The sequence below is a fragment of the Sandarakinorhabdus sp. FBCC-B8862 genome (genome assembly GCF_059745315.1).
Genome location: NZ_CM185574.1, coordinates 234,272 through 255,822, shown reverse-complemented (window position 1 = coordinate 255,822; position 21,551 = coordinate 234,272). Strand labels below are relative to the sequence as shown.

Here is a 21,551-nt window from a genome sequence, read left to right as displayed (position 1 = left end):
GTCCATTCTCCTCACGCCCGGCGCATCACTTCGCGTTCCAGCAGAACCAGCGGCATGGCGCCCAGCCGCAAGATCTCGTGGAACTGCCGCGGATCAAAAGCCTTGCCCTGCTTGGCCCGCACCGCATCACGCAGTCGCACCCACTGCATATGGCCAATCTTGTAGCTCAAGGCCTGGCCGGGGTTGACGCAATAACGCTCGATCTCACGCTGGCTGCGCGGCACGGCATAGCCAGTGGTGTCTGCCAGATAGCGCGTCGCCTGCTCGCGGCTCCAGCGCTTGTGGTGGATGCCGGTGTCGGCCACCAGCCGGGCAGCACGGAACAGGAAGCTCTGCAGATAGCCGATGCGGCCCAGCGGATCGCCCTCATACACGCCCAGCTCGTCGGCCACCTGCTCGGCATACAGCGCCCAGCCTTCCGAATAGGCGCTGTAACCGCCGCGGCGGCGGATCATCGGAATGTCCGGGCTTTCCTGTGCAATCGCCACCTGCATGTGATGGCCCGGCACCGCCTCGTGATAGGTGAGCGTGGCCTGGGTAAAGCGCGGCCAGTCGTGCGTGTCCTTCAGATTGATGTAAAAGGCACCGGGGCGCGAGCCATCGGGGGCAGGGCCCTGATAATAGCCATTGGCCGCGCCATCCTGGATGAATTCCGGCACCCGCCGCACCTCCACCGCCGCCTTCGGCAGGGTTATGAACAGATTTTGCAGGCGCGGCATTGCATCGGCGATCTGGGCATTCAGCCGCTTGATGATCGCCTCGCGCCCGGCAGCATCATTGCCGTCCAGCTGGTCTGGCCGGTTGCCCAGCGCGGTCAACCGCTCACCGACGCTGCCCTTGGTCAACCCTTGCGCCTTCAGCATCACGTCCAGCTGGGCGCTGATGTCCGCCACCTGGGCAAGGCCGAGCCGGTGCACCTCTTCCGGCGTCATGTTGGTGGTGGTGGATGATTTCACCCCGGCATCATAATAAGCAGCGCCATCGGGCAGCTTCCACACCCCGGCATCGCTGGTCGCCTTGGCCCGCAACGCCTCGACCCCGGCGATATAGCGGTCATAGGCCGGATAGACCTCAGTCTCGATGATCGTGACAGCGCGCTGGGCATGGTCGCCGGGCACATTGGCGGCCTTCACCTTGCGGGCGATGCTGGTGGCCAGCACGGTTTCGGCCGGCGGCAAGTTGCGGATGGCACGCAGCTGCGCCAGCGCCAGATCGAGTGCGAAATCGGGCGCAATCACGCCCTTGCCGGCATCTTCCCGCGCCCAGGCCAGATTTTCGTCCAGCGTGCGGCCATAGGCGGCCAGCCGGGCCAGATAGGCCTCCGCATCCTCGGCGTTGGTGATGCGGTGGTTGGTGTCGAGAAAATCCGGCGTCCGCGTGAACGGCCCATGCTGCTGGCTGATCACATAGGGCTGGAAATTGCCGCGCGCCTCGCCAAATGCGAAGCGCTGGCCGGCGCTGACCGCGCGCGACAGATCATAGTCAACCACATCAAAATCAAGCTGGCGGTTGGGGCTCAACGCCGCGCGGTCGATGGCGCGCAGGCGGGCGAGCCGGTCAACCGTGCGGGCCTGCCGCCGATCCCGGCCGGCGCGTGATGCATCCGACAATTGCGATTTCAACGCGGCGCGCTTGCCCTTGTCCAGCCCCAGGCTGGTGGCCTGCTCCGGGCTTTCATCCACGCCTTCATTGAAGAAGGCATCGAACAGCGCCAGCAGCCTGGCGTCTTCGGTGGTGGGTGAGGCGGTTTGGGCGGCAACAGGTCCGGCCAGTGTGGCCAGCGCAGCGCCGGCCAGCAACTGGCGGCGATCAATTGCGAATTCGGTCATGCATCTCTCCCTCGCCGCCCTCTTGGAGCGGCGGGGGGAGGGATGCAAGCGCCTCGCCTCGTGCTGCGGCTTAGAGGCCCTTGGCGATCGCCGCATCCAGATTGGCGCGGATGGCCTCGAAGAATTTCTCCGTGGTCATCCAGGCCTGATCCGGGCCGATCAGCAGCGCCAGATCCTTGGTCATCGCGCCCGATTCCACGGTTTCGACGCAAATGCGCTCCAGCGCGGCGGCGAACTTCGTCACCTCGGGCGTGTTGTCCAGCTTGCCGCGGTGCTTCAAGCCGCCGGTCCAGGCAAAGATACTGGCGATCGGGTTGGTGCTGGTCGGCTTGCCTTCCTGATGCATGCGATAATGGCGGGTCACGGTGCCGTGGGCGGCTTCGGCCTCCACCGTCTTGCCATCGGGAGTCATCAGGATGGAGGTCATCAGGCCAAGGCTGCCATAGCCCTGGGCGACCATGTCTGACTGCACGTCGCCGTCATAATTCTTGCAGGCCCAGACGAACTTGCCCGACCATTTCAGGGCGGAGGCCACCAGATCGTCGATCAGGCGATGCTCGTAAACAATGCCGGCCTTGCGGAACTGGCTCTTGAATTCCTCGGTATACACTTCCTCGAACAGATCCTTGAAGCGCCCGTCATAGGCCTTCAGAATGGTGTTCTTGGTCGAAAGATAGACCGGCCAGCCGCGATCCAGGCCATAGTTCATGCAGGCCCGGGCAAAGTCGCGGATGCTGTCATCGAGGTTGTACATGCCCATGGCCACGCCGGCCGACGGGAATTCGAACACCTCTTCCTCGATCACGCTGCTGCCATCATGGGCTTCCCAGCGCATGGTCAGCTTGCCGGGGCCGGGCACCTTGAAATCGGTGGCGCGATACTGGTCGCCAAAGGCGTGACGGCCGATCACGATCGGATCGGTCCAGCCCGGCACCAGTCGCGGGACAGACTTGATGACGATCGGCTCGCGGAACACCACGCCGCCAAGGATGTTGCGGATGGTGCCGTTCGGCGATTTCCACATCCGCTTCAGCCCGAATTCCTTCACCCGGGCCTCGTCGGGCGTGATGGTGGCGCACTTCACGCCAACGCCAAATTCCTTGATGGCATTGGCCGATTCCACTGTCACCTTGTCGTTGGTGTCGTCGCGGTTCTCGATGCCCAGGTCGTAATATTTCAGATCGACGTCGAGATAGGGCAGGATCAGCTGCTCGCGGATCCATTGCCAGATGATCCGGGTCATCTCGTCGCCGTCCAGCTCGACAACGGGGTTTTCGACCTTGATCTTCGGCATCGTCCTGTTCCTGTCATACTGCGACGTAATGTAGCAGTGTCTTAGGGGTTCGAGGCCGGTCCGGTCAATGGTTACGCGGCCCTGTTTCCCCAAGCTTTTCCGACAGGGCAGCAAGATTGTCCAGCGGTTCGGCCAGCCGGGCGAGATGCGGCGGCCCAAAGCCGGCCGTGCCGATATGGGCCAGCAGCGCTTCCAGCGGCGCCCAATAACCATTGCCGCCCAGCACCCAGATCGGCTTGTCGTGGATGCCAAGCTCACGCCAGGTCAGGCTTTCGAACAATTCGTCCAGCGTGCCGATGCTGCCGGGCAGGGCGATGATGGCATCGGAAAGCCGGTGCATCAGCGCCTTGCGCTCGTGCAGGGTCTCGACCACGTGCAGCTCGTCCAGGCCATCCTGCGCGACCTCGGTGGTCATCAACAGGCGCGGGATGATGCCGATCACCCGGCCGCCTTCGGCCTTGCAGGCCCGGGCGGCAATGCCCATCAGGCCAACGCGTCCGCCGCCATAAACCAGCGTCACGCCAGCGCGCGCGCACAGCCGGCCCAGGCCATCGGCCAGCTCGGCATGGGCCGGATCATGGCCGGCACGGGAACCACAGAACAGCAGGAGCGAACGGATCATGGCAGCGCCTGTGGCCCAAAGCGGGCAGCCGCGCAATCACCACCGATTTGCCAAGCGCCGTATCGGCCGGCTAAAGCAGCAGGCATGAACGAACCTGAAACCCCGCCGCAACCGCCGATCGCCCCGCCGGTGCCGGCCGAACCCGATCTGGCGCCCATCGCCGCCGAAGCGCCCACCAGCCTGCCGGAACCGCCGCCAGTGCCGCCCGGCCCGCTGCCGCTGGTGCCGGGCGAGACCGCCAAATACAATATCCCGGACATGCACCCCGAAGGCCGCAAGTTCTTGGGGCTGGCCCTGCTGGCGGTGCTGGTCTCGGGCCTTTGGCTGCAGTGGACGGCATTGAGCTTCATCCTGCTCGGCGTGTCGATCTGGGTGGCGGCCTTCTTCCGCGATCCGGTGCGGGTCACGCCGCTGGGCGATGATCTGATCGTCTCGCCCGCCGATGGCCTCGTCAGCCTGATTACCAATGTCGAGGTGCCGCGCCAGTTGGTCGGGGAAGGGGGGCTGAACCCCGGCATGGTCACCCGGGTCACCGTGTTCATGAACGTGTTCGATGTGCACGTGAACCGCGCGCCGGTGGCCGGCCGCATCACCCGCATCGTCTATGTGCCGGGCAAATTCCTCAATGCCGAGCTCGACAAGGCCAGCGAGGAGAATGAGCGGCAGTATTTCGTCATGGAAAATGCCGCGGGCGAAAAAATCGCCTTCACGCAGATCGCCGGCCTGGTGGCACGGCGCATCATGAAATGGGTGGCGGTGGGCCAGATGCTGAAGGTGGGCGAACGCTTCGGCCTGATCCGCTTTGGCAGCCGGGTCGATGTGTTCCTGCCGGCCGGTTATGTGCCGGCCGTCGCCGTGGGCCAGCGCAGTATTGCTGGCGAAACCATCCTGGCCGTGAAGGGCACGCCGCTCCTCAAGGGCGCGCAGAGCCAGTAAGCCTTGCAACTTCACCCTGCCCGGCTGATGCTTTGCCGATGATCGAAGCCGAACCGCCCCGCCGACGCGGCATTCCGCTGCGCGCCGTGGTGCCCAATGCCGTCACCGTGATGGCGCTGGGCTGCGGCCTCACCGGTGTGCGCTTCGCCATCGGTGGGGAGTGGGAGAAGGCCGTCACCTTCATCCTGCTCGCCGCGGTGCTGGATGGCATCGATGGCCGCATCGCCCGGCTGTTGAAGGCCACCAGCCGCTTTGGCGCCGAGCTTGATTCGCTGTCCGATGTCACCGCCTTTGGCGTGGCGCCCACGCTGCTGGCCTATCTGTGGGCGCTGCAATATCTGCCCGGCCGGCTGGGCTGGATGATCGCGCTTGCCCATGCCATCGCCTGCGCGCTGCGCCTGGCGCGTTTCAACGCCCAGATTGATGCCGCCGATCAACCGCACAAGCGGCTGGGCTATCTCACCGGCATCCCGGCCCCGGCCGGTGCCGGCCTTGCCCTCACGCCCTTCTATGTGCAATTCTGGCTCGAGCCTGTGTGGCTGCAGGATCCGGTCATCCGCGCCACCATCGTTGCCGTCGTTGGCCTCGCGGTCGCCTTCATGATGGTGTCAAACCTGCCCACCTACAGCTGGGGTTCGGTGCGGCTGCGGCCTTCGTGGCGCTTCCCGGCCTTGGCCGGCGTAGGCCTGCTCGCCGGCGCGCTGTTCACCAATCCCTGGGCCACGCTTACCATCTTCAGCGCCGGCTATGCCCTCACCGTGCCCTTTGCCATCCGCTCCTATGCGCGGATGAAGGCGCGCGAGGAAGCCGCCCGCCGCGCCGGTGCCGGCATCCAGGCCTGACGCACCTCACCACGCAGCGCCGCGCAAAGCGCCACACCGGCATCGCCCAGCATCAGCGCCACCAGCGCCCAGGCCGCCAGACACGCCAGGATCAACAGCATCGTCATCGCCCGTCTCCTTCGAATCGCGTCAATGTTCCGCTTTCGTTCGCATTGTTATGTTCCGTTTCTGTTCCGTGTGTCAACAGGCCTTTTCGCCGGCCGTCCCGGGCGTTATGACAATTTCGCAACGCGGCCGCTGCGGGGAGCAGCCAGCCGCCGGGAGGAACACAGATGCACGGAACCATGCAGGATTGGCCGCTGTTGGTGCACAAGATCATCGACCACGCCGCCATTTACCACGCCGGCCGTGAGGTGGTGAGCCTGGCCTGCGAAGGCCATGTCCACCGCTCCACCTGGGCCGAAGTGCGCGGCCGCGCCCGCCGTGTGGTGGCCGCGCTGCAGGGCCTGGGCGTGCAACCGGGTGACCGCGTCGCCACCCTGGCCTGGAACACCTGGCGCCATGTCGAAAGCTGGTATGGCATTTCCGGCGCCGGCGCGGTGGCCCACACCATCAACCCGCGCCTGTTTGAAGAACAGATCACCTATATCGCCAACCACGCCGAAGACCGGGTGCTGTTCTTCGATCTCACCTTCATCAAGCTGGTCGAGAAGCTGGCGCCGCAGTTCAAGACGATCCAACATTATGTGTTGCTGACCGATCGCGCCCACATGCCGGCCGATACCAGCCTCAACCTCCTGTGTTACGAGGATCTGCTCGCCGCGCATGACGAGGCGGAGTGGGTGGCGGTGCCCGAAAATGCCCCGGCGGGCCTGTGTTACACCAGCGGCACCACCGGCAATCCCAAGGGCGTGCAATACAGCCACCGCTCCAACGTGCTGCACGCCATGGCCGCCTGCGCCACCGACACGTTCGGGATGAGCGCCAAGACGACAGTGCTGCCGGTGGCGCCCATGTATCACGCCAACGCCTGGTCCATCCCCTACACCGCCGCCTGCGCCGGGGCGAAGCTGGTGATGAACGGCCCCAATTTCGATCCGCCCACGCTGCACAAGCTGATCGTCGATGAAGGCGTCGATCTGGCGCTGGCGGTGCCGACCATCTGGCTGGGCATGATGCAATATCTTGAGAAAACCGGCGAAACCCTTGGGAAACTTGACCGCACCGCCATCGGTGGTTCGGCCGTGCCGCGCGCCATGATCGAGGCTTATGACAAGCTCGGCGTGCGCGTGCTTCAGCTGTGGGGCATGACGGAGATGAGCCCGCTCGGCACAGTCGGTGTCGGCCTGCCGGAAACCGATTCAATGCCTTATGAGCAGGAGCTTGATATGCGTATCAAGCAGGGCCGCGGCATCTTCGGGGTCGAGATGAAGATCGTGGACGATGATGGCCGCGAACTGCCGCGCGACGGCAAGGCCTTTGGCCGCCTCCTCGTGCGGGGCCCATGGATCGTCGGCAGCTATTTCAAGGGCGATGGCGCCTCCGCGTTCGAGGATGGCTGGTTCGACACCGGCGATGTCGCGACGCTGGACCCGCTCGGCTATATGCAGATCGTCGATCGCGCCAAGGATGTGATCAAGTCGGGCGGCGAATGGGTGTCGTCCATCGATCTGGAAAATGTCGCCGTCGGCGCCCCCGGCGTGGCCGAAGCCTGCGTGATCGGCGTGCACCATCCCAAGTGGGACGAACGCCCGCTGCTGCTGGTGGTGCCAAAAGAAGGTGCGGCCGTGACGAAGGACAGCGTGCTGGCCTATCTCGACGGCCGCATCGCCAAATGGTGGACGCCCGATGATGTGCTCGTCGTCCCCAGCCTGCCGCACACCGCCACCGGCAAACTGCTGAAAACCGCCCTGCGCGAGCAGTACAAGGACTACAAGCTGCCGACGGCGTGATGAGGTGGGCGGGTTGCCGGGGACAAAGGGCAGCTTTCGTGGTCGATAGACGTCCTTGACCTGCCCGGCCATGGACCTGCTGAGGTGCAGGCATCACATGGCGTTCAAAGGAGCGATCCGATGAACCTTCCCCTCGATCATCTCGTCATCATGGCCCGCGATGTGGCCGCCAGCCGGGCCTTTTATGGCGACCTGCTGCCGCTGCTCGGCTTCGTGCAGCGGCGGGAGGATGTCTGGGTCAACGCCGCAGGCCTGCACCTGCAAGTGCTGGCGGCAGAAGCCGGCACCCGCGACTATCAGCGGCGCGGGCCGGGCTTGAATCACCTCGGCTTCGGCGCACCGGATGCGGATTTCGTCGCGAACCTGCGCGCGGCGATGCTGGCCAAGGGGCATGAAATCCAGCCCGTCCAGCATCTTGGCGGCGCGCACGCGCTGTTCATGCCCGATCCCGATGGCCTGCGCGTGGAGGTGACCTGGTATCCGCCGGGCAAGAGCGTCGTCGATTAATGCATCCGCCCGCCGTTGGGCACCGCGATATCCGGCCCCAGCAGCACCACCGCGCCATCCGCATCCGGCAGGCCGAGCACCAGCACCTCGCTCATGTACTTGCCGATCTGGCGGGGCGGGAAGTTGACGACGGCAATCACCTGCCGGCCAACCAGCTGTTCGGGCCTGTAATGCACCGTGATCTGGGCGGAGCTTTTCTTCACGCCAATCTCCGGCCCGAAATCGATCCGCAGCTTGATCGCCGGCTTCTTCGCCTCCGGAAACGGCTCGGCGGCGATCACGGTGCCGGCGCGGATATCCACGGCCAGGAAATCTTGCATGCTGATCAGTGGGGTGGTCATGGCCTTGTCATGCCATCTGCACCCCACTGGTCAAGCAGCGATCAGGGCCGGGCCTCCAGCACCATGTTGAACGGCCCTTCGGTGGCGCGGCGAACATGGCCAAAGCCGGCGCTTTTCAACACATCGGTCAGCCTTGCTTCGCCGGCCTGCGCGCCAAGCGCTTCGCCCACCTCTTGCGCCAGCGATGTTGGCACGCAGATCATCGTCGAAGCGTTGTAATAGAGCCGGCTCACCGGATTGCCCACGGCATCAGCCGGCGAGTTGCCGGCGATCGGCTCCACCAGCATCCAGCGGCCATCGGGCTTCAACAGCGTGCGGATATGGGCAGCACAACCGCGCGGATCACCCATGTCGTGCAGGCAATCGAACATGGTGACGAGATCGAAATCGCGCTCCTTGATGTCCTTGGCGGCAAGGGTTTCGAACCGCACCCGGTCGGCAACGCCGTGCGCAGCGGCATGGGCATTCGCCTGTTCGATCGACGGAGCGTGAAAATCATAGCCGATGAACTGGCTGTTCGGGAACGCCTGCGCCATCAGCAGGGTGGAAAAGCCGACACCGCAACCGATATCGGCCACGCGCACACCGCGCTCCAGCGCTGGAACCATGCCATCCAGTGCCGGCAGCCAGGCCTGGACAATCGCATTGACATAACCAGGCCGGAAAAACGCTCCGACGGCACAGAACAGGCATCCGCCACTGTCACCCCAGGCAACACCGTGTCCGGTGTGGAAGGCCGCTTCCACCTTGGGCTGGCCGTCCACCATGGCAGCGGCCAGATCAAAAGCACCGGCCAGATAGACCGGGCTGTCTTCCACTGCGAACACCATCGCCTGTTCCGGCGTCAGGAAAAAACCGCCCGAGGCTGGATCCAGGCTGATATATCCATTGCACGCCTGCGCCATCGCCCATTCCTGCACATACCGCACAGCAAAGCCGGTGCGGGCAGCAAGTGACCCGGCTGTGAGTGGGCCGGCATCGGCCAAGGCCTTGAACAGGCCAAGCCTGAAGCCAATCCGTGCTGTCGGCACACTGAATGCCCCGCCAAGATCGCCCAGCATCTTGCCAACAAACGCGTTCAACTTGTCCATATCAAGATCGGCCATGAACACCACCACCCCGGTTGCCGGGACTGGACCATACCGATGCCGGACCGTCGATGCTCTGCCGATGCAATCAAACCGTCAAGCGCAATTTACCATCTCGCAAAATCAGAACAGGCTGAACTGATCGGTTGGCGGGCGGAAGCGGGTGCAATCAAGGGCAATCCGCTCCCGGCTGAGGCCGTGGGCGGTGCAGGCTTTTTGGAAGCGCTGCTGCATCAACTGGGCATAGTGGCCTTGCGCGCGGAACCGGTCAAAGAAGCGGGGATCATTGTCCTTGCCGCCCCGCATGGTCTGCACATGATGCATCACCCGGACGGCGCGGTCGGGGAAATGCAGGTTCAACCAATCGCGAAACAGCGGCGCCACCTCGTGCGGCAGCCGCACCGGGATGGAATAGGCGCCCACCGCCCCGGCTTCGGCAGCAGCGGCCACGATGGCTTCGATCTCATGATCATTGATCGCCGGGATCATCGGTGAAAGGGAGACAAACACCGGCACGCCCGCATCCGACAGGGTGCGGATCGCGGCAATCCGGCGGCTGGGCGTCGCAGCGCGCGGCTCCATCAACCTGGCGAGGCGGGCATTCAGAGTCGTCACGCTGATCATCACCGCCGCCTGGCCGCGCAGTGCCATGGGAACCAGAATGTCGAGATCGCGGCACACACGGTCGCTCTTGGTGGTGATGGTCACCGGATGCTGGCAATCCCGCAGGATTTCAAGAATTTGCCGAGTGATCTTCCAGTCCCGTTCGATGGGCTGGTAAGGATCAGTGTTGGTGCCCAGCGCAATCGGTTGGCACTGGTATCCGCGCTTGCCCAGTTCCGCTTTCAACAGCGCTGGTGCATCCGGCTTGGCAAACAACCGGCTTTCGAAATCCAGGCCCGGCGAGAGATCGTGAAAGGCATGGGTGGGCCGGGCGAAGCAATAGACACAGCCATGCTCACAGCCGCGATAGGCGTTGATCGACCGGTCGAACGGCACATCTGGGGATTGGTTGCGGGTGATGATCGTGCGCGGCCGTTCCACCGTCACCGTGGTGCGCAAGGCGGGCGCTTCGCCATCCACCAGCGCCTGATCATCCGCCCAATCGCCATCCGCCTGCCGCGCCGCCAGGCCAAAGCGGGTTGGAGTCGCATTGGCCGGGGCGCCGCGGCCTCGCTCAGGGCGCGGCGGGAAGCTCATAGCGCAGCGTGTAGAAATGATCCTTGCCGCTGAGGCGGATCGTCATCGTGCCGCTGATACCGGCCAGCGCACCCGTGCCCGATCCCGGCACAATGGCGATCTGCAACTGCTGGCCATCGCCGCTCATCGTGCCATTGTGCTGCAGGGCAAAGCCGCCGCTGCGGCCGGCCAATCGGCCCGTCAACTGTTCCATCGCGACATAGCCGGCAGCCCCCTTGGCCGGATCACCGCCACTCAACATCACGCCGCTGCTGCTGGCAACCAGATCGCCGCTGAACTGCTTGTCCAGCCGATATTGCCCGATGCTGCCGGGGGCGGCGGGCAGGGGCGTCAACTGCACGCTGAACTGGCCAGTGGCCTCGGCCGCGCCCGCCGGCATCGCACCCATCATCAGCAAGGCCCCGATCATCCATCGCATGGATGCGAACGTATCAGGAACAAATACCGCTGGCCAGCGCCAATTTGGCTCTCAGGCCGCGACATGCCCCAGCGCCAGCGCCTCGCGCGTCAACACCTCGCGGCGCAGGGCATGGGCATCCGCCAGGGCATTGTGGGGCAGGGCGCTTTGCCGGGCGGTCTCAAAGCCGGGCAGGTTGATGAGGTCAAAGCGCACATGGGGCACCATGCGCCGGCCCTGGAACACCAGCAGCGCGGCGGCATGGGCAATATCTTCCGGCCAGTCCGCCACCAGCACCGATTCGGCATCGGCGGCGAGATAGGCGGCCAGACCGGCCACCACCTCGGCCCGGCTCTGCGCGGCGGCGCCCAACTTGGGCATCACATGCTCCGCCACCCAGCGCAGCGGCCGGTGGCAGGGCAGCACGGCATAGAAATCGCCATGCCCCTCCAGCTCCGGCACCAGCGCGATCGAAATCAACGGCCCGTCAAAGCCGTTGAATTCGCAATCGAGGAAATAGCGCATCGCCTCAGCGTTCCTTGAGGCGGGGGATAAGGTCAGCAAAGTTGCAGGGCCGGTGCCGGCTGTCGAGCTGGGCGGCCAATATGCCATCCCACCCATCCTTCACGGCGCCGGTGGAGCCGGGCAGGCAGAAGATATAGGTGCCGCGCGCCACGCCCGCACAGGCGCGGGACTGGATGGTGGAGGTGCCGATGGACTGGAAGCTGAGCCAGCGGAACAGCTCGCCAAAGCCGGGGATCAGCTTTTCGGCCACCGCATCCAGCGCTTCGGGCGTCACGTCGCGGCCGGTCACGCCGGTGCCGCCGGTCGAAATGATCACATCAACGCCCGCATCATCAATCCAGGCGTTGAACTGCGCCACCAGAGCCGGCACCTCATCCCGCACGATGGCGCGGGCGGCGAGCCGGTGGCCAGCGCCCATAAGCCGTTCCACCAGCGTGTCGCCACTCCTGTCGGTCGCCGCCACGCGCGTGTCGCTCACCGTGGCCACGGCAATGTTCAGCGGCAGGAACGCAAGCGACTCATCAATGGCCATGAAACAAGCTAAGCTGCTGATTGTCGCCTTGTCATGGTGGCAGAACAGCGGGGGGCGATATGGCACGGGTAATGGCCTTGTTGTGCGTGGCAGACCGGGACCGCGCACGGGCGTTTTACAGCGACATATTGGGCCCGGTGTTCGGCATCGGCGCACCGGCGATCGATCCGTTCGGCGATCAATTTCCCTGCGGCGACGGCTTCATCCGCCTCACCACCATCCCTGGCTGGCAGGCGGGCCAATATCCGGTGCTGGGCTGGCAGGCGGATGATGCCACCGCCGCGGGCCGGGCGCTGGTGGCGGCCGGTGTGGCGCTGCTGCGCTATCCCGGCTTTGATCAGGATGATCTGGGCCTGTGGCACTCGCCTGATGGCGGCGCCGTGATCGGCTGGTTCAACGACAGCGAGGGCAATCTGCTCAGCCTGACGCAGCAAGGCTGACGCCTCATTTCCCCCCAGCAACTGCGCGTTCGTCGTCATTCCACAGTTCGGGCCGGAAACTGCCCGGTTCGGGGCGGGGCCGCACCGCCGCCGGTTGCAGCTTCACCATGGCCGGCCCGCCAATGCCCGGCAGGCGCGGCCACAGGCCTTGCGCCAGCGCGTCCAGCGCCACCGGCTGCTCACCATCGCGCAGGGCATAGATCCAGTAATTCCTGAGCACGATTTCCACATAATGGCGGGTCTCGCGATAGGGGATGGATTCGATGAACAGCAGCGGATCGCCCTGGTCGTCCAGCGTGCGGTTCCAGGTCTGCACCGCACCCGGCCCGGCGTTATAGGCCGCGATCACCTTGGGCAGCAGGCCGGCGGTCAGCCCCATGCGCCCCAGCACCTCCAGATAGGTCTGGCCCAGCTCGAAACTATAGGCCGGGTCGCTCATGTCACCGGCGCCCAGCGGCCCCTGCAGATATTCCGGATTCTCCCGCGCAATCCGCGCCGCCACCAGCGCCCGCGTGTCGGGCATCAACTGCATCAGGCCACGCGCGCCCACCCGGCTGGTGGCGGTGGTGGCAAAGGCCGATTCCTGCAGGGCATGGGCAAAGGCCAGGGCGCGCGGCACCCGCCAGCCGCGAAACGGCACCCAATCCGGCGCCGGATAACGCGCGCTCAACGGCGCCTCCAGCCCCAGCGGCGGCTTCACCGCCAGGCTGTACTGCGTTGCCGGCAGATCAAGCCGCGTCGCCAGCCGCAATATGGCTGGAAAGGCATCCGCCGGCGCCGTGGCAGCCAGATGCCGCAATTCCCGGTCAGCCAGGCCCAGTTGGCCGATTTCCACCAGCGCGGCGGCCCGCTTCGCGCCCGGCACATCTTTCAGATAATTCCAGTCGGCGGTGATGAAATCCGGCTCGCGCCAATCCAGCCCCTGGTCCACCCCCAGGCTGCGTCGCGCCAATATGCCGTAAAATGTGCCGGCCGCGCCCGCCGCCTTGCCCAGCCGGTCGGCCCGCCTTCCGGCATCGCCCAACTGCCCCCACGCCCGCGCCGCCCAGAAGGCAGCGGCGGCCAGCGCATCCTCGCGCCCGTCCGTCACCAGATCAAAGGCCTGCGCCGCATCGCGCCAGCGGCCCAGGCGATAGGCCGCCAGCCCGGCCGTCCACGCGCCATCAGACGCGCCCCGGCCCAACCCGGCGGTCGCCTCCAGCCCCATGCGCCAGGCCGCCAGATCATCGCCCATGCGATAATGGTTCCAGGCGATGCGCGCCGCCCAATCGGCGCGGGCAAAGCCCGAAAGCCGTGGTGCCTCGGCCAGCCAGATGCGCTCCGCCTCGTCATTGCGGTCGGCTGCCAGCAGGGGCTTCAGCCGGCTGCCGATGTCGCCATCCACGGGCCCCGGCGCGATGCTGTATCCGGCGGCGCTGGCAGGCCGCACCGGCCGCACCTCGGGCAGCAGCGGCAGCGGCGCGGCATCGGCGCCCGGCATGGTCTCGGCGAGCTTCGCCACCTTGCCCGCCAGCGGCAGATCGGCATTGCTTGCCAGCCAGGACGCCAGCTCGGCGCGGGTCAGCTTCACGCCGGCCCCGCGCGCCACGATCAGCGCGGCGCGCGCGCTTTCGCTGAGCAGACCAGCGGGCAAGACGGCCAGCGCCGTTTCCGCCTTGGTCAACCGCCCGGCGTCGATATCAAGGAAAATCTGGCGATAGGCCGCACGCTCCGCCTCGGTCAGCTGCGGCGGCACCCGGCGCTGACGCTCGGTGATGCCGGTGGGGGCGACCACCGTGATGGTCGGCGATGCCGGCGGCGGCAGCGGCTCCATCTGGGCCGCCACCAGCAATATTCCCAGCCCGATCATGCGATTGCCGCCCGGAACAGCTTCAGATGCTCAAAGGCCTGGCGCTTCAACTCCTTGTCGCCGCGCATGGTGCGCGGGTGGAAACTCGGCAGCAACTGCGCCGGGCCCCAATCAAACCATTTGCCCCGGCTGCTCGCCAGCCGCGCCTGCGGACCTGCCACGTCGGCCGCGCCCTGGCCCAAAGCCAGCACCAATCGCGGCGGCTGGAAGCGCACCAGTTGGTCGAGCACCGGGCCAAAGCGGGTGAAATGCCCCGGCGGCGGCTCGGCATCGCCGGGCGAGGGGAAGGGCAGGCGGCTGACCAGCGCCGCCCGGTTCCAATCCAGATCAACGGCGGCCAGCATGCGATCGATGGTGTCGCGGTGCGCCGGGTCTTCATCCGGCCGGTCAATGAGCAGCCATACGCCGCTTTCCACCGCGCCGTGGAACAGCAATGGCGGGGTTTGCCGTGCCTGCGGAAACTTGCCCAGCAGCGCCAGCAGCGCCGGCACATCCGGGCAATCCAGCGCCGGGTGGCGTTCGGGCGCCGGCTTGGCAGCGGCCGGCCTGGCCGCGGGCGCGGGTTTCTCCATCGCTGGCGGCGGCACCGGCTGTATCACGGGCTCTGGCACCGGCTCCGGCACCGCCTCCAGCCAGCGGCGCGGCGCATCATCCACCGCCACATCCACCCCGGACGCCATCAGAAAGGCCAATGCGGCACGGGCCTGTTCGGCCGAAAGGGGGGCAGGCTGCGACACGCTTGCCAAAAGCACCAGTGTCGCCCGTCTGGTCAAGCCTAGGCAGTGCCGCTATCTGGTGAAACATGGCAAAGCTGCGGCGTGCTGCCGTGGCCAGGATGGGGATGACGTACAGTGAGCGAACGCGAATCCATGCCCTATGATCTGGTGATCGTGGGCGGCGGGCCGGCCGGCCTGTCAGCCGCGATCCGGGCCAAGCAGGAAGCGCAGCGCCTGGGTGTGGAGCTTTCGGTCTGCATCCTTGAAAAGGGCAGCGAAATCGGCGCCCATATCCTGTCGGGCGCGGTGGTCGATCCCAAGGCGCTCGATGAACTGCTGCCGGAATGGCGCACGATGGACTCGCCGCTCACCGTGCCGGTGACCGAAAACCACCACTGGGTGCTCACCGAAACCCGGAAATATGACTTCCCCCACGCGCTGCTGCCGCCGTTCATGCAGAACAAGGGCTGCTACACCGTCTCCCTCGGCAATCTGTGCCGCTGGCTCGCCACCCAGGCCGAGGCGCTGGGCGTCGAGATCTTCCCCGGCTTTGCCGCCGCTGAAGTGCTGTTCAACGATGATGGCAGCGTGAAGGGCGTCGCCACCGGCGACATGGGCATCGCCAAGGATGGCAGCAAGAAAGACAGCTGGACGCCGGGTCTCGAAATCCACGCCAAATACACTTTCTTCGCCGAAGGCGCGCGCGGCCACCTCTCCAAGCAGATCATCAACCGCTTTGATCTGCGCAAGAACAGCCAGCCGCAAATCTATGGCATTGGCCTGAAAGAGCTGTGGGACATTGATCCCGCCAAGCATGTGCCGGGCCGGGTGATCCACAGCCAGGGCTGGCCGCTCTCCGACGCCAATGGCGGCGGCTTCCTCTATCACCAGGCCAATGGCCAGGTGGCCTTGGGCTTTTCGGTGTGGCTCAACTATGACAACCCGCACCTCTCCCCGTTCGAGGAATTCCAGCGCTGGAAAACCCACCCGGCGATCCGCGAGATCCTGGAAGGCGGCCGCCGCGTTTCCTATGGCGCGCGCGCCATCAACGATGGCGGCTGGCAGGCGGTGCCGCAACTGTCCTTCCCCGGCGGCGCGCTGATCGGCTGTTCGGCCGGCTTCCTCAACGTGCCGCGCATCAAGGGCAGCCACACCGCGATGAAGACCGGCATGATGGCCGCCGAATGCGCCGTCGCCGCCATCGCCGCCCAGCGCGGCGGCGACCGGCTGGCCGAATATGACGCCGCCTACAAGAAGAGCTGGGTGCATGATGAGCTGAAGATGGTGCGCAACGTGCTGCCGGCGGTTGAGAAATTCGGCACCACCATCGGCACCGCCATGGGCGGCATCATGATGTGGATGGAATATCTGGGCTATGAACTGCCCTTCACCTTCAAGCTGACGCCCGACAACACGCACATGCGGCGGAAGGACGAAGCGCCGAAGATCGTCTATCCCAAGCCCGATGGCGTCATCAGCTTTGACCGTCTGTCGAGCGTGTTCCTCTCCAACACCAATCACGAGGAAGACCAGCCCTGCCACCTGACGCTGAAAGACCCGTCGGTGCCGGTCGAGGTCAACTATGCGCTCTATGACGAACCGGCCCAGCGCTATTGCCCGGCTGGCGTTTATGAAATCGTCGGCATCGAAGAAAACGCCCCGCGCCTGCAGATCAACGCCCAGAACTGCGTCCACTGCAAGACGTGCGATATCAAGGACATGACCCAGAATATCAACTGGGTGGTGCCGGAAGGCGGCGGCGGGCCGAATTATCCGAATATGTAGCGCAGCCGGGCGAGCGCGCGAGCCGCGCGCCGACTCCGGCAAGCTCGGCCGGCGACCAAAAAAGGCGGCTCTCCAGCCGCCTTTTTCGTGTGTCGCCCGACGGCGTGGCTCTGCCACGCTCTTCCTGCCTTTCATCCTAACCAATCCAAGCAGACTCGGCGGCTTTGCCGCCGGCTGCGCGCATCAGGCGAAATCCCCCGCGACCCCCACACCCCTCGACAAGCCGCGCCCGCCCGGCCAATGTCTGCCCCACATGCGCAGCCTTGCCGCCCTCCTGATCCTTGCCGCCGCAGCTCCGACGCTGGCCACGCCCACGGCACTGCCTCGCACCGCCTATGTGCTCGGCCGCTATGCCTGGCTCGATCATGATGTGGAGCGGGCCGCCCGCCTGCTCGAAACCGCCCGCGCCGCCGATCCCGCCTCGGCCAGTATCACCCGCCAGGCCTGGGAACTGGCGGTCGCCGCCGGTGATGGCCCGCGCGCCTTCAAGCTGGCACAGGCCATGGGCAGCGCCGGCAACCGCGATCCGGAAGTGGTGGTGACCCGGCTGGCCGATGCCGTGCTGAAAAGGGATTGGGCCGCTGTCGCCCAGCTGCGCCCCGGCCTTGGCAGTGTTGGCTGGCCGCAGGTGGCCGGGCCGATCATCGATGCCTGGGCGCAATTTTCCCGTGGCGACACCGATGGCGCGCTCGCCGCCATGGAACCGGCACGCACCCAGGGCTTCATGCGCGCCTATGTGGCGGAACAGCGGGCGCACATGCTGGCTGCGCTCGGCCGCTGGGATGCTGCGGCCAACGCCTATCGCCAGTCGCGCGCCGGCAATGGCACCACGGCGGCCTTCCTGCGCCAGGGCCAGGCCGATGCGCTGGCCATGGCCGGCCGCAAGGATGAAGCGCTGGCGCTGCTCTTCCCGTCAGACCGGCCAACCGCCGTGGCGCGCCAGCGGCTGGAGGCCGGCAAGCGCCTCGGCCCGCTGGCGCCCGATGCCCGCACTGCCATGGCCTGGATGTTCCTGCGCCTCTCCGACGATCTTGCCCGCGAACGGGCCGAGCCGCTGGCGCTGTTCTTTGCACGGCTGGCCAGTTTCATGGCCCCGGAACAGCCGCTGCCCTGGCTCAGCGTCGCCGATCATCTCGCCCAGGCCGGGCAGAACCAGGCCGCGCTCACCGCGCTGGCCCGGGTGCCCGCTGGCCTTGGCCTTGACGAACTGGCGCGCAGCCGCCGCGCCGAAGCGCTGGAGGCGATGGGCGCCGGCAAGGCCGCTGGCGATCTGCTGCAGGCCGCCGCCGCCGCGCCCGGCGCCAGTGTGGAGGATCTGGTCGGCCTCGCCGCCTGGCACCAACGCGCCGGCCGCCATGCCGAAGCCGCCGCCGCCTATGGCACCGCCATCGACCGGTTCGGCGCCAGCATGGGCGCCCAGGCCTGGAACCTCCATTATCTGCGCGCCATCATGCGCGATCGCGCTGGTGACTGGCCGGGGGCTGAGGCGGATCTAAAGGCCGCGCTCACGCTGTTTCCCGATGAAGCCGGCGTGATGAACTATCTCGGCTACACGCTTATGGAGCGGGGGGAGCGGCTGGCCGAGGCCCAGGCTCTGATCGAAAAGGCCGCAAAACTGCGCCCCGGTGATGGCGGCATCATCGATTCGCTGGGCTGGCTGCAGTTGAAGCTGGGCCGGGTGGATGAAGCGGTGACCACGCTGGAACGCGCGCTCACGCTGGAGCCGGAGGACCCGACCCTGATCGGCCATCTGGGTGACGCGCTGTGGAGCCAAGGCCGCCGCATCGAAGCCCGCTTCCGCTGGCGCCAGGCGCTGGCCGCCGCCAGCGAGGCCGAAGACAAGCGCCGCCTGCAGGCGCGGCTGGACTATGGCCTGGATGCCGCGCCCGCCATGCTGGCCCAGCGCTGATTGCGCCGTTAGGGCTTGAACCGACGCCGCAGCCGCGCCAATGCCCAGCCATGCTGCACGAACCCGCCCCGGCCAAGATCAACCTGGCGCTGCACCTGCGCCGGCGGCGACCTGATGGCTATCATGATCTGGAAAGCCTGTTCGCCTTCACCGAGTTTGGCGACACGCTCACTGGCGAAGCTGCCGACGGGCTCAGCCTCACCCTTTCGGGCCCGATGGCCGCCGCGGCCGATGTCGGCGATGACAATCTGGTGCTGCGCGCCGCCCGCGCCCTGGCAACGGCGGCCGGCATCAGCGCCGGTGCCCGTCTGCATCTGGAAAAGCGCATCCCGGTCGCAGCCGGGCTTGGCGGTGGCTCGGCCGATGCGGCGGCGGCGCTGCGGCTATTGAATCGCCTGTGGGGGCTGGATTGGCCGCTCGATCGGCTGGCGATGCTGGCCGAACCGCTTGGGGCCGATGTGCCGGTGTGCGTCCACAGCCAGACGATGTTCGGGGCCGGGAAGGGAGAGCAATTGTCGCCCTGGCCCGGCAGCATGGCCGGCACGCCGCTGCTGCTGGTCAACCCGCGCGTGGCGGTGCCCACTGGCCCGGTGTTCGCCGGGTGGGACAGGCAGGATCGCGGCGGCATCGACCGTTCCGCCCCCTTGAGCGCGCTGCGCAACGACATGACGGCCGCCGCCGTTGCCCTCCAGCCGGTGATCGCCGATGTGCTGGCGCAGCTTGCGGCCCACGATCCGATCCTGGCACGGATGAGCGGTTCGGGTGCCACCTGCCTCGCGCTTTTTGCCACGCCGGAGCAGATGGCGGCCACGGCCGACGCGCTGGCGGGCACCGGCTGGTGGATTTGCGCCACGGCGATTCGCTGAACCCGAGTCGCACTCAACAGATTGAAGCGCGACTCGAAACGTCGCCTGAGTCGTGCTCGAAAAGGCCGCCTGCGGCATGGGTGCGACGCCGTAAAAACCCCTACGTCATTTGTCCAAATCGTTGATATTGCTGTGCCGCACTGCAGCAAGCTGATTGACGCTCAAAATAGCTGTTGACGAGGAACTGAGCCACGCTTAAACCGGCCTCAGTTGATTTGAGCAGTGCTCAGCCGAGCTCAACCCTCCCCCCTCGGGCCGGCCAGCACTGTTCAGATCAGCCGGAATTTCAAAGCTCTGCGGCCAACCCCCGCTGCAACAGGAGAAGCACCATGTTCAACCGTCTGATCGCCCTGCCGTTCGCCATCGCCGCCGCCGCCACCTTCGTTGGCGCCGCCGCCGCCCCGGCCAACGCCGCCGAAGTCAGCTGCAAGGCCACCCCGGCCCAGATCCGCACCCTGGCTGCCACCAAGGGCGGCGAAGAAGCCGGCAAGGCCATCAAGCTGGTCGCCACCGGTGAAAAGCTGTGCGAAGCCGATGCCAAGTTCGAAGCCGGCAAGAAGTTTGCCGCCGCTGCCAAGCTGCTCGGCACCGAATTGGCTGCCCTGCCGACCGCCGTCGCCGGCCAGTAAGCCTCTGGCCCGGCCAGTCCGGGCCTTTCTCTCCCTTCCATCCTCACCCAAGGATGAACTTCATGGCCCGGCGGCCCCCCGCCGGGCCATTTTCTTGTTGGCTGCACTCCGGTAAGGACAGCGCGATGCGCTTGCCCGAAATCCTGCCCGGCACCGCCGATCTGCTGCTGATCGCCGATCATGCCTCTGCCGATGTGCCGCCCGGCATCGATCTGGGCGTGCCGCCGGCGCTGATGGCCGATCATGTCGCGGTGGATATCGGCACCGATGTGCTCACCCGCCGTCTGGCCCGCACCCTGTCTGCCCCGGCCATCATCGCCACCGTCTCGCGCCTGGTTGTCGATCTCAACCGCGATCCGGCCGATCTTGGCGCCGTGCCAGCCAGCAGCGATGGCCACATGATTCCCGGCAACTGGAACCTGCCCGATGCCGAACGGGCCTTGCGCGTGGCCGCCATCCATGTGCCCTATCATGATGTGATTGCAGCCGAAATCGCCGCCAGGCGCCCGGCGCTGATCATCTCCATCCACAGCTTCACGCCGCAGCTTGCCACGCGGCCCGATGAGCAGCGCCCCTGGCCGGTGGGCATCCTCTACAATCAGGATGACCGCGCCGCCCGCCGCGGCCTCGTCGCATTGGCCGCGCGCGGGCTCCACGTGGGCGACAACCAGCCCTATTCGGGCCGCGACCTCAACTACACGATGGACCGTCACGCCGAAGCGGCTGGCATCCCCTATCTCGGCATCGAGGTGCGCAACGACGGTCTGGCGGACAAGGCCGGCATCGCCCGCTGGACGCATATTCTTGCCGATTGCATCACAAGCGTGCGGCGCGGGCTCTCGTTCACGGCCTAACCCGGCGGCTGCCACAGCTCGATGGCATTGCCCTCCGGATCGTGCAGCCGGGCAAAGCGGCCGGTTTCCGGCGCATCCCATTCGTCGCGCGTTTCCACGGCAATGCCATCAGCGCGCAAGGCCGCGATCAGGCCATCGATGCCCGACACGCGCAGGTTGAGCATGAACGCCTTGTCCGCCGCGAAATAGGCGGTGTCGGCAGGGAAGGGGGCGAACACCAGCGGGCCGGCCATCGTCATCCACGCCCATTCGTCCACCGGCCCCGTGGCATCGGCGTTGCAGCCGGCCCCGATGTTGAGATGCGCCTTGTACCAGGCCGACAAGCCTTCCGGATCGCGCGCCCGAAAGAAGATGCCGCCGATGCCCTCCACGCCCATGGTCTGCTCCTGCTGCCCATTTTGAGCAGCCTGCGCGCCCGCCGGCCGTTCGGCAAGCGCTGCGCTGTCTTACACCGCTGAAACCGGGCATGATGCACGTGCCGCGCCTTGTATGCGGCCA

General features: G+C 66.3%; 23 protein-coding genes. 10 read left to right on the top strand and 13 right to left on the bottom strand.

Going from position 1 to position 21,551, the window contains the following annotated elements; genetic code table 11:
- Positions 1–11: 11 nt before the first annotated feature.
- The 3 genes from AC6BOR_RS01340 to AC6BOR_RS01330 form a co-directional block, all read right to left on the bottom strand.
- Complete coding sequence (locus tag AC6BOR_RS01340; RefSeq protein WP_498059444.1) at positions 12–1,829, bottom strand: DUF885 domain-containing protein; 1,818 nt, start codon at positions 1,827–1,829, stop codon at positions 12–14.
- A 70-nt stretch (positions 1,830–1,899) separates the two neighbouring features.
- Complete coding sequence (locus tag AC6BOR_RS01335; RefSeq protein ID WP_094474079.1) at positions 1,900–3,123, bottom strand: NADP-dependent isocitrate dehydrogenase; 1,224 nt, start codon at positions 3,121–3,123, stop codon at positions 1,900–1,902.
- Between the two features lie 64 nt (positions 3,124–3,187).
- Positions 3,188–3,745, bottom strand: coding sequence for an LOG family protein (locus AC6BOR_RS01330; RefSeq protein ID WP_498059443.1), 558 nt, complete (start codon positions 3,743–3,745; stop codon positions 3,188–3,190).
- 84 nt (positions 3,746–3,829) lie between these two features.
- Here AC6BOR_RS01330 and AC6BOR_RS01325 point away from each other — a divergent pair, with 84 nt between their 5' ends.
- Both AC6BOR_RS01325 and AC6BOR_RS01320 read left to right on the top strand, forming a co-directional pair.
- Positions 3,830–4,681: a phosphatidylserine decarboxylase gene (locus AC6BOR_RS01325; protein ID WP_498059442.1), complete on the top strand. Its 852-nt coding sequence runs from the start codon at positions 3,830–3,832 to the stop codon at positions 4,679–4,681.
- A gap of 38 nt (positions 4,682–4,719) precedes the next feature.
- On the top strand, positions 4,720–5,523 hold the full coding sequence (locus AC6BOR_RS01320) for a CDP-alcohol phosphatidyltransferase family protein (protein WP_498059441.1): 804 nt from the start codon (positions 4,720–4,722) through the stop codon (positions 5,521–5,523).
- Here AC6BOR_RS01320 and AC6BOR_RS01315 read toward each other — a convergent pair.
- On the bottom strand, positions 5,460–5,630 hold the full coding sequence (locus AC6BOR_RS01315) for a hypothetical protein (protein ID WP_498059440.1): 171 nt from the start codon (positions 5,628–5,630) through the stop codon (positions 5,460–5,462). The genes AC6BOR_RS01320 and AC6BOR_RS01315 overlap by 64 nt on opposite strands.
- Before the next feature lie 165 nt (positions 5,631–5,795).
- Between AC6BOR_RS01315 and AC6BOR_RS01310 the strand changes: the two genes are divergently transcribed.
- Positions 5,796–7,415: a long-chain-fatty-acid--CoA ligase gene (locus tag AC6BOR_RS01310; protein ID WP_498059439.1), complete on the top strand. Its 1,620-nt coding sequence runs from the start codon at positions 5,796–5,798 to the stop codon at positions 7,413–7,415.
- A 120-nt stretch (positions 7,416–7,535) separates the two neighbouring features.
- A complete protein-coding gene (locus AC6BOR_RS01305) occupies positions 7,536–7,922 on the top strand; it encodes a VOC family protein (protein ID WP_498059438.1) in 387 nt (128 codons plus the stop codon).
- On the opposite strand, the gene AC6BOR_RS01300 is transcribed toward AC6BOR_RS01305, so the two are convergent.
- The 6 genes from AC6BOR_RS01300 to moaB form a co-directional block, all read right to left on the bottom strand.
- Positions 7,919–8,263 carry a tRNA-binding protein gene (locus AC6BOR_RS01300; protein ID WP_498059437.1) on the bottom strand — a complete coding sequence of 115 codons (345 nt, stop codon included), beginning with the start codon at positions 8,261–8,263 and terminating at the stop codon, positions 7,919–7,921. The two genes, AC6BOR_RS01305 and AC6BOR_RS01300, sit on opposite strands and share 4 nt — an antisense overlap.
- Positions 8,264–8,304: 41 nt before the next feature.
- Complete coding sequence (locus tag AC6BOR_RS01295; RefSeq protein ID WP_498059436.1) at positions 8,305–9,369, bottom strand: class I SAM-dependent methyltransferase; 1,065 nt, start codon at positions 9,367–9,369, stop codon at positions 8,305–8,307.
- Positions 9,370–9,474: 105 nt separating this feature from the next.
- Entirely contained in the window at positions 9,475–10,551 is a 1,077-nt protein-coding gene (locus AC6BOR_RS01290; protein WP_498059435.1) for a PA0069 family radical SAM protein, read from the bottom strand.
- Complete coding sequence (locus tag AC6BOR_RS01285; RefSeq protein WP_498059434.1) at positions 10,529–10,969, bottom strand: DUF3224 domain-containing protein; 441 nt, start codon at positions 10,967–10,969, stop codon at positions 10,529–10,531. Before AC6BOR_RS01285 ends, AC6BOR_RS01290 begins: the two co-directional genes overlap by 23 nt.
- A gap of 51 nt (positions 10,970–11,020) precedes the next feature.
- Positions 11,021–11,473, bottom strand: a complete 453-nt coding sequence (locus AC6BOR_RS01280; RefSeq protein WP_498059433.1) for a hypothetical protein — start codon at positions 11,471–11,473, stop codon at positions 11,021–11,023.
- 4 nt (positions 11,474–11,477) lie between these two features.
- A complete protein-coding gene (gene moaB / locus AC6BOR_RS01275) occupies positions 11,478–12,005 on the bottom strand; it encodes a molybdenum cofactor biosynthesis protein B (protein ID WP_498059432.1) in 528 nt (175 codons plus the stop codon).
- Positions 12,006–12,064: 59 nt separating this feature from the next.
- Between moaB and AC6BOR_RS01270 the strand changes: the two genes are divergently transcribed.
- Positions 12,065–12,445: a VOC family protein gene (locus tag AC6BOR_RS01270; RefSeq protein WP_498059431.1), complete on the top strand. Its 381-nt coding sequence runs from the start codon at positions 12,065–12,067 to the stop codon at positions 12,443–12,445.
- 4 nt (positions 12,446–12,449) lie between these two features.
- Here AC6BOR_RS01270 and AC6BOR_RS01265 read toward each other — a convergent pair whose 3' ends face one another.
- Positions 12,450–14,294: a lytic transglycosylase domain-containing protein gene (locus AC6BOR_RS01265; protein WP_498059430.1), complete on the bottom strand. Its 1,845-nt coding sequence runs from the start codon at positions 14,292–14,294 to the stop codon at positions 12,450–12,452.
- Positions 14,291–15,031 (bottom strand): uracil-DNA glycosylase family protein, encoded by a 741-nt coding sequence (locus AC6BOR_RS01260; RefSeq protein ID WP_498059429.1) that lies wholly within the window; start codon positions 15,029–15,031, stop codon positions 14,291–14,293. Before AC6BOR_RS01260 ends, AC6BOR_RS01265 begins: the two co-directional genes overlap by 4 nt.
- Before the next feature lie 114 nt (positions 15,032–15,145).
- On the opposite strand from AC6BOR_RS01260, the gene AC6BOR_RS01255 reads away from it, so the two are divergent.
- From AC6BOR_RS01255 to AC6BOR_RS01235, 5 genes are all read left to right on the top strand, one after another.
- Positions 15,146–16,795, top strand: coding sequence for an electron transfer flavoprotein-ubiquinone oxidoreductase (locus AC6BOR_RS01255; protein ID WP_498059428.1), 1,650 nt, complete (start codon positions 15,146–15,148; stop codon positions 16,793–16,795).
- A 253-nt stretch (positions 16,796–17,048) separates the two neighbouring features.
- Positions 17,049–18,704, top strand: a complete 1,656-nt coding sequence (locus AC6BOR_RS01250; RefSeq protein WP_498059427.1) for a tetratricopeptide repeat protein — start codon at positions 17,049–17,051, stop codon at positions 18,702–18,704.
- Positions 18,705–18,754: 50 nt separating this feature from the next.
- Positions 18,755–19,570 carry a 4-(cytidine 5'-diphospho)-2-C-methyl-D-erythritol kinase gene (locus AC6BOR_RS01245; RefSeq protein ID WP_498059426.1) on the top strand — a complete coding sequence of 272 codons (816 nt, stop codon included), beginning with the start codon at positions 18,755–18,757 and terminating at the stop codon, positions 19,568–19,570.
- Between the two features lie 329 nt (positions 19,571–19,899).
- On the top strand, positions 19,900–20,199 hold the full coding sequence (locus tag AC6BOR_RS01240) for a hypothetical protein (protein WP_086117436.1): 300 nt from the start codon (positions 19,900–19,902) through the stop codon (positions 20,197–20,199).
- A gap of 125 nt (positions 20,200–20,324) precedes the next feature.
- Positions 20,325–21,053, top strand: coding sequence for an N-formylglutamate amidohydrolase (locus AC6BOR_RS01235; RefSeq protein ID WP_498059425.1), 729 nt, complete (start codon positions 20,325–20,327; stop codon positions 21,051–21,053).
- Here the strand turns inward: AC6BOR_RS01235 and AC6BOR_RS01230 are convergent.
- Positions 21,050–21,430, bottom strand: coding sequence for a VOC family protein (locus tag AC6BOR_RS01230; RefSeq protein ID WP_498059424.1), 381 nt, complete (start codon positions 21,428–21,430; stop codon positions 21,050–21,052). The genes AC6BOR_RS01235 and AC6BOR_RS01230 overlap by 4 nt on opposite strands.
- Positions 21,431–21,551 lie beyond the last annotated feature (121 nt).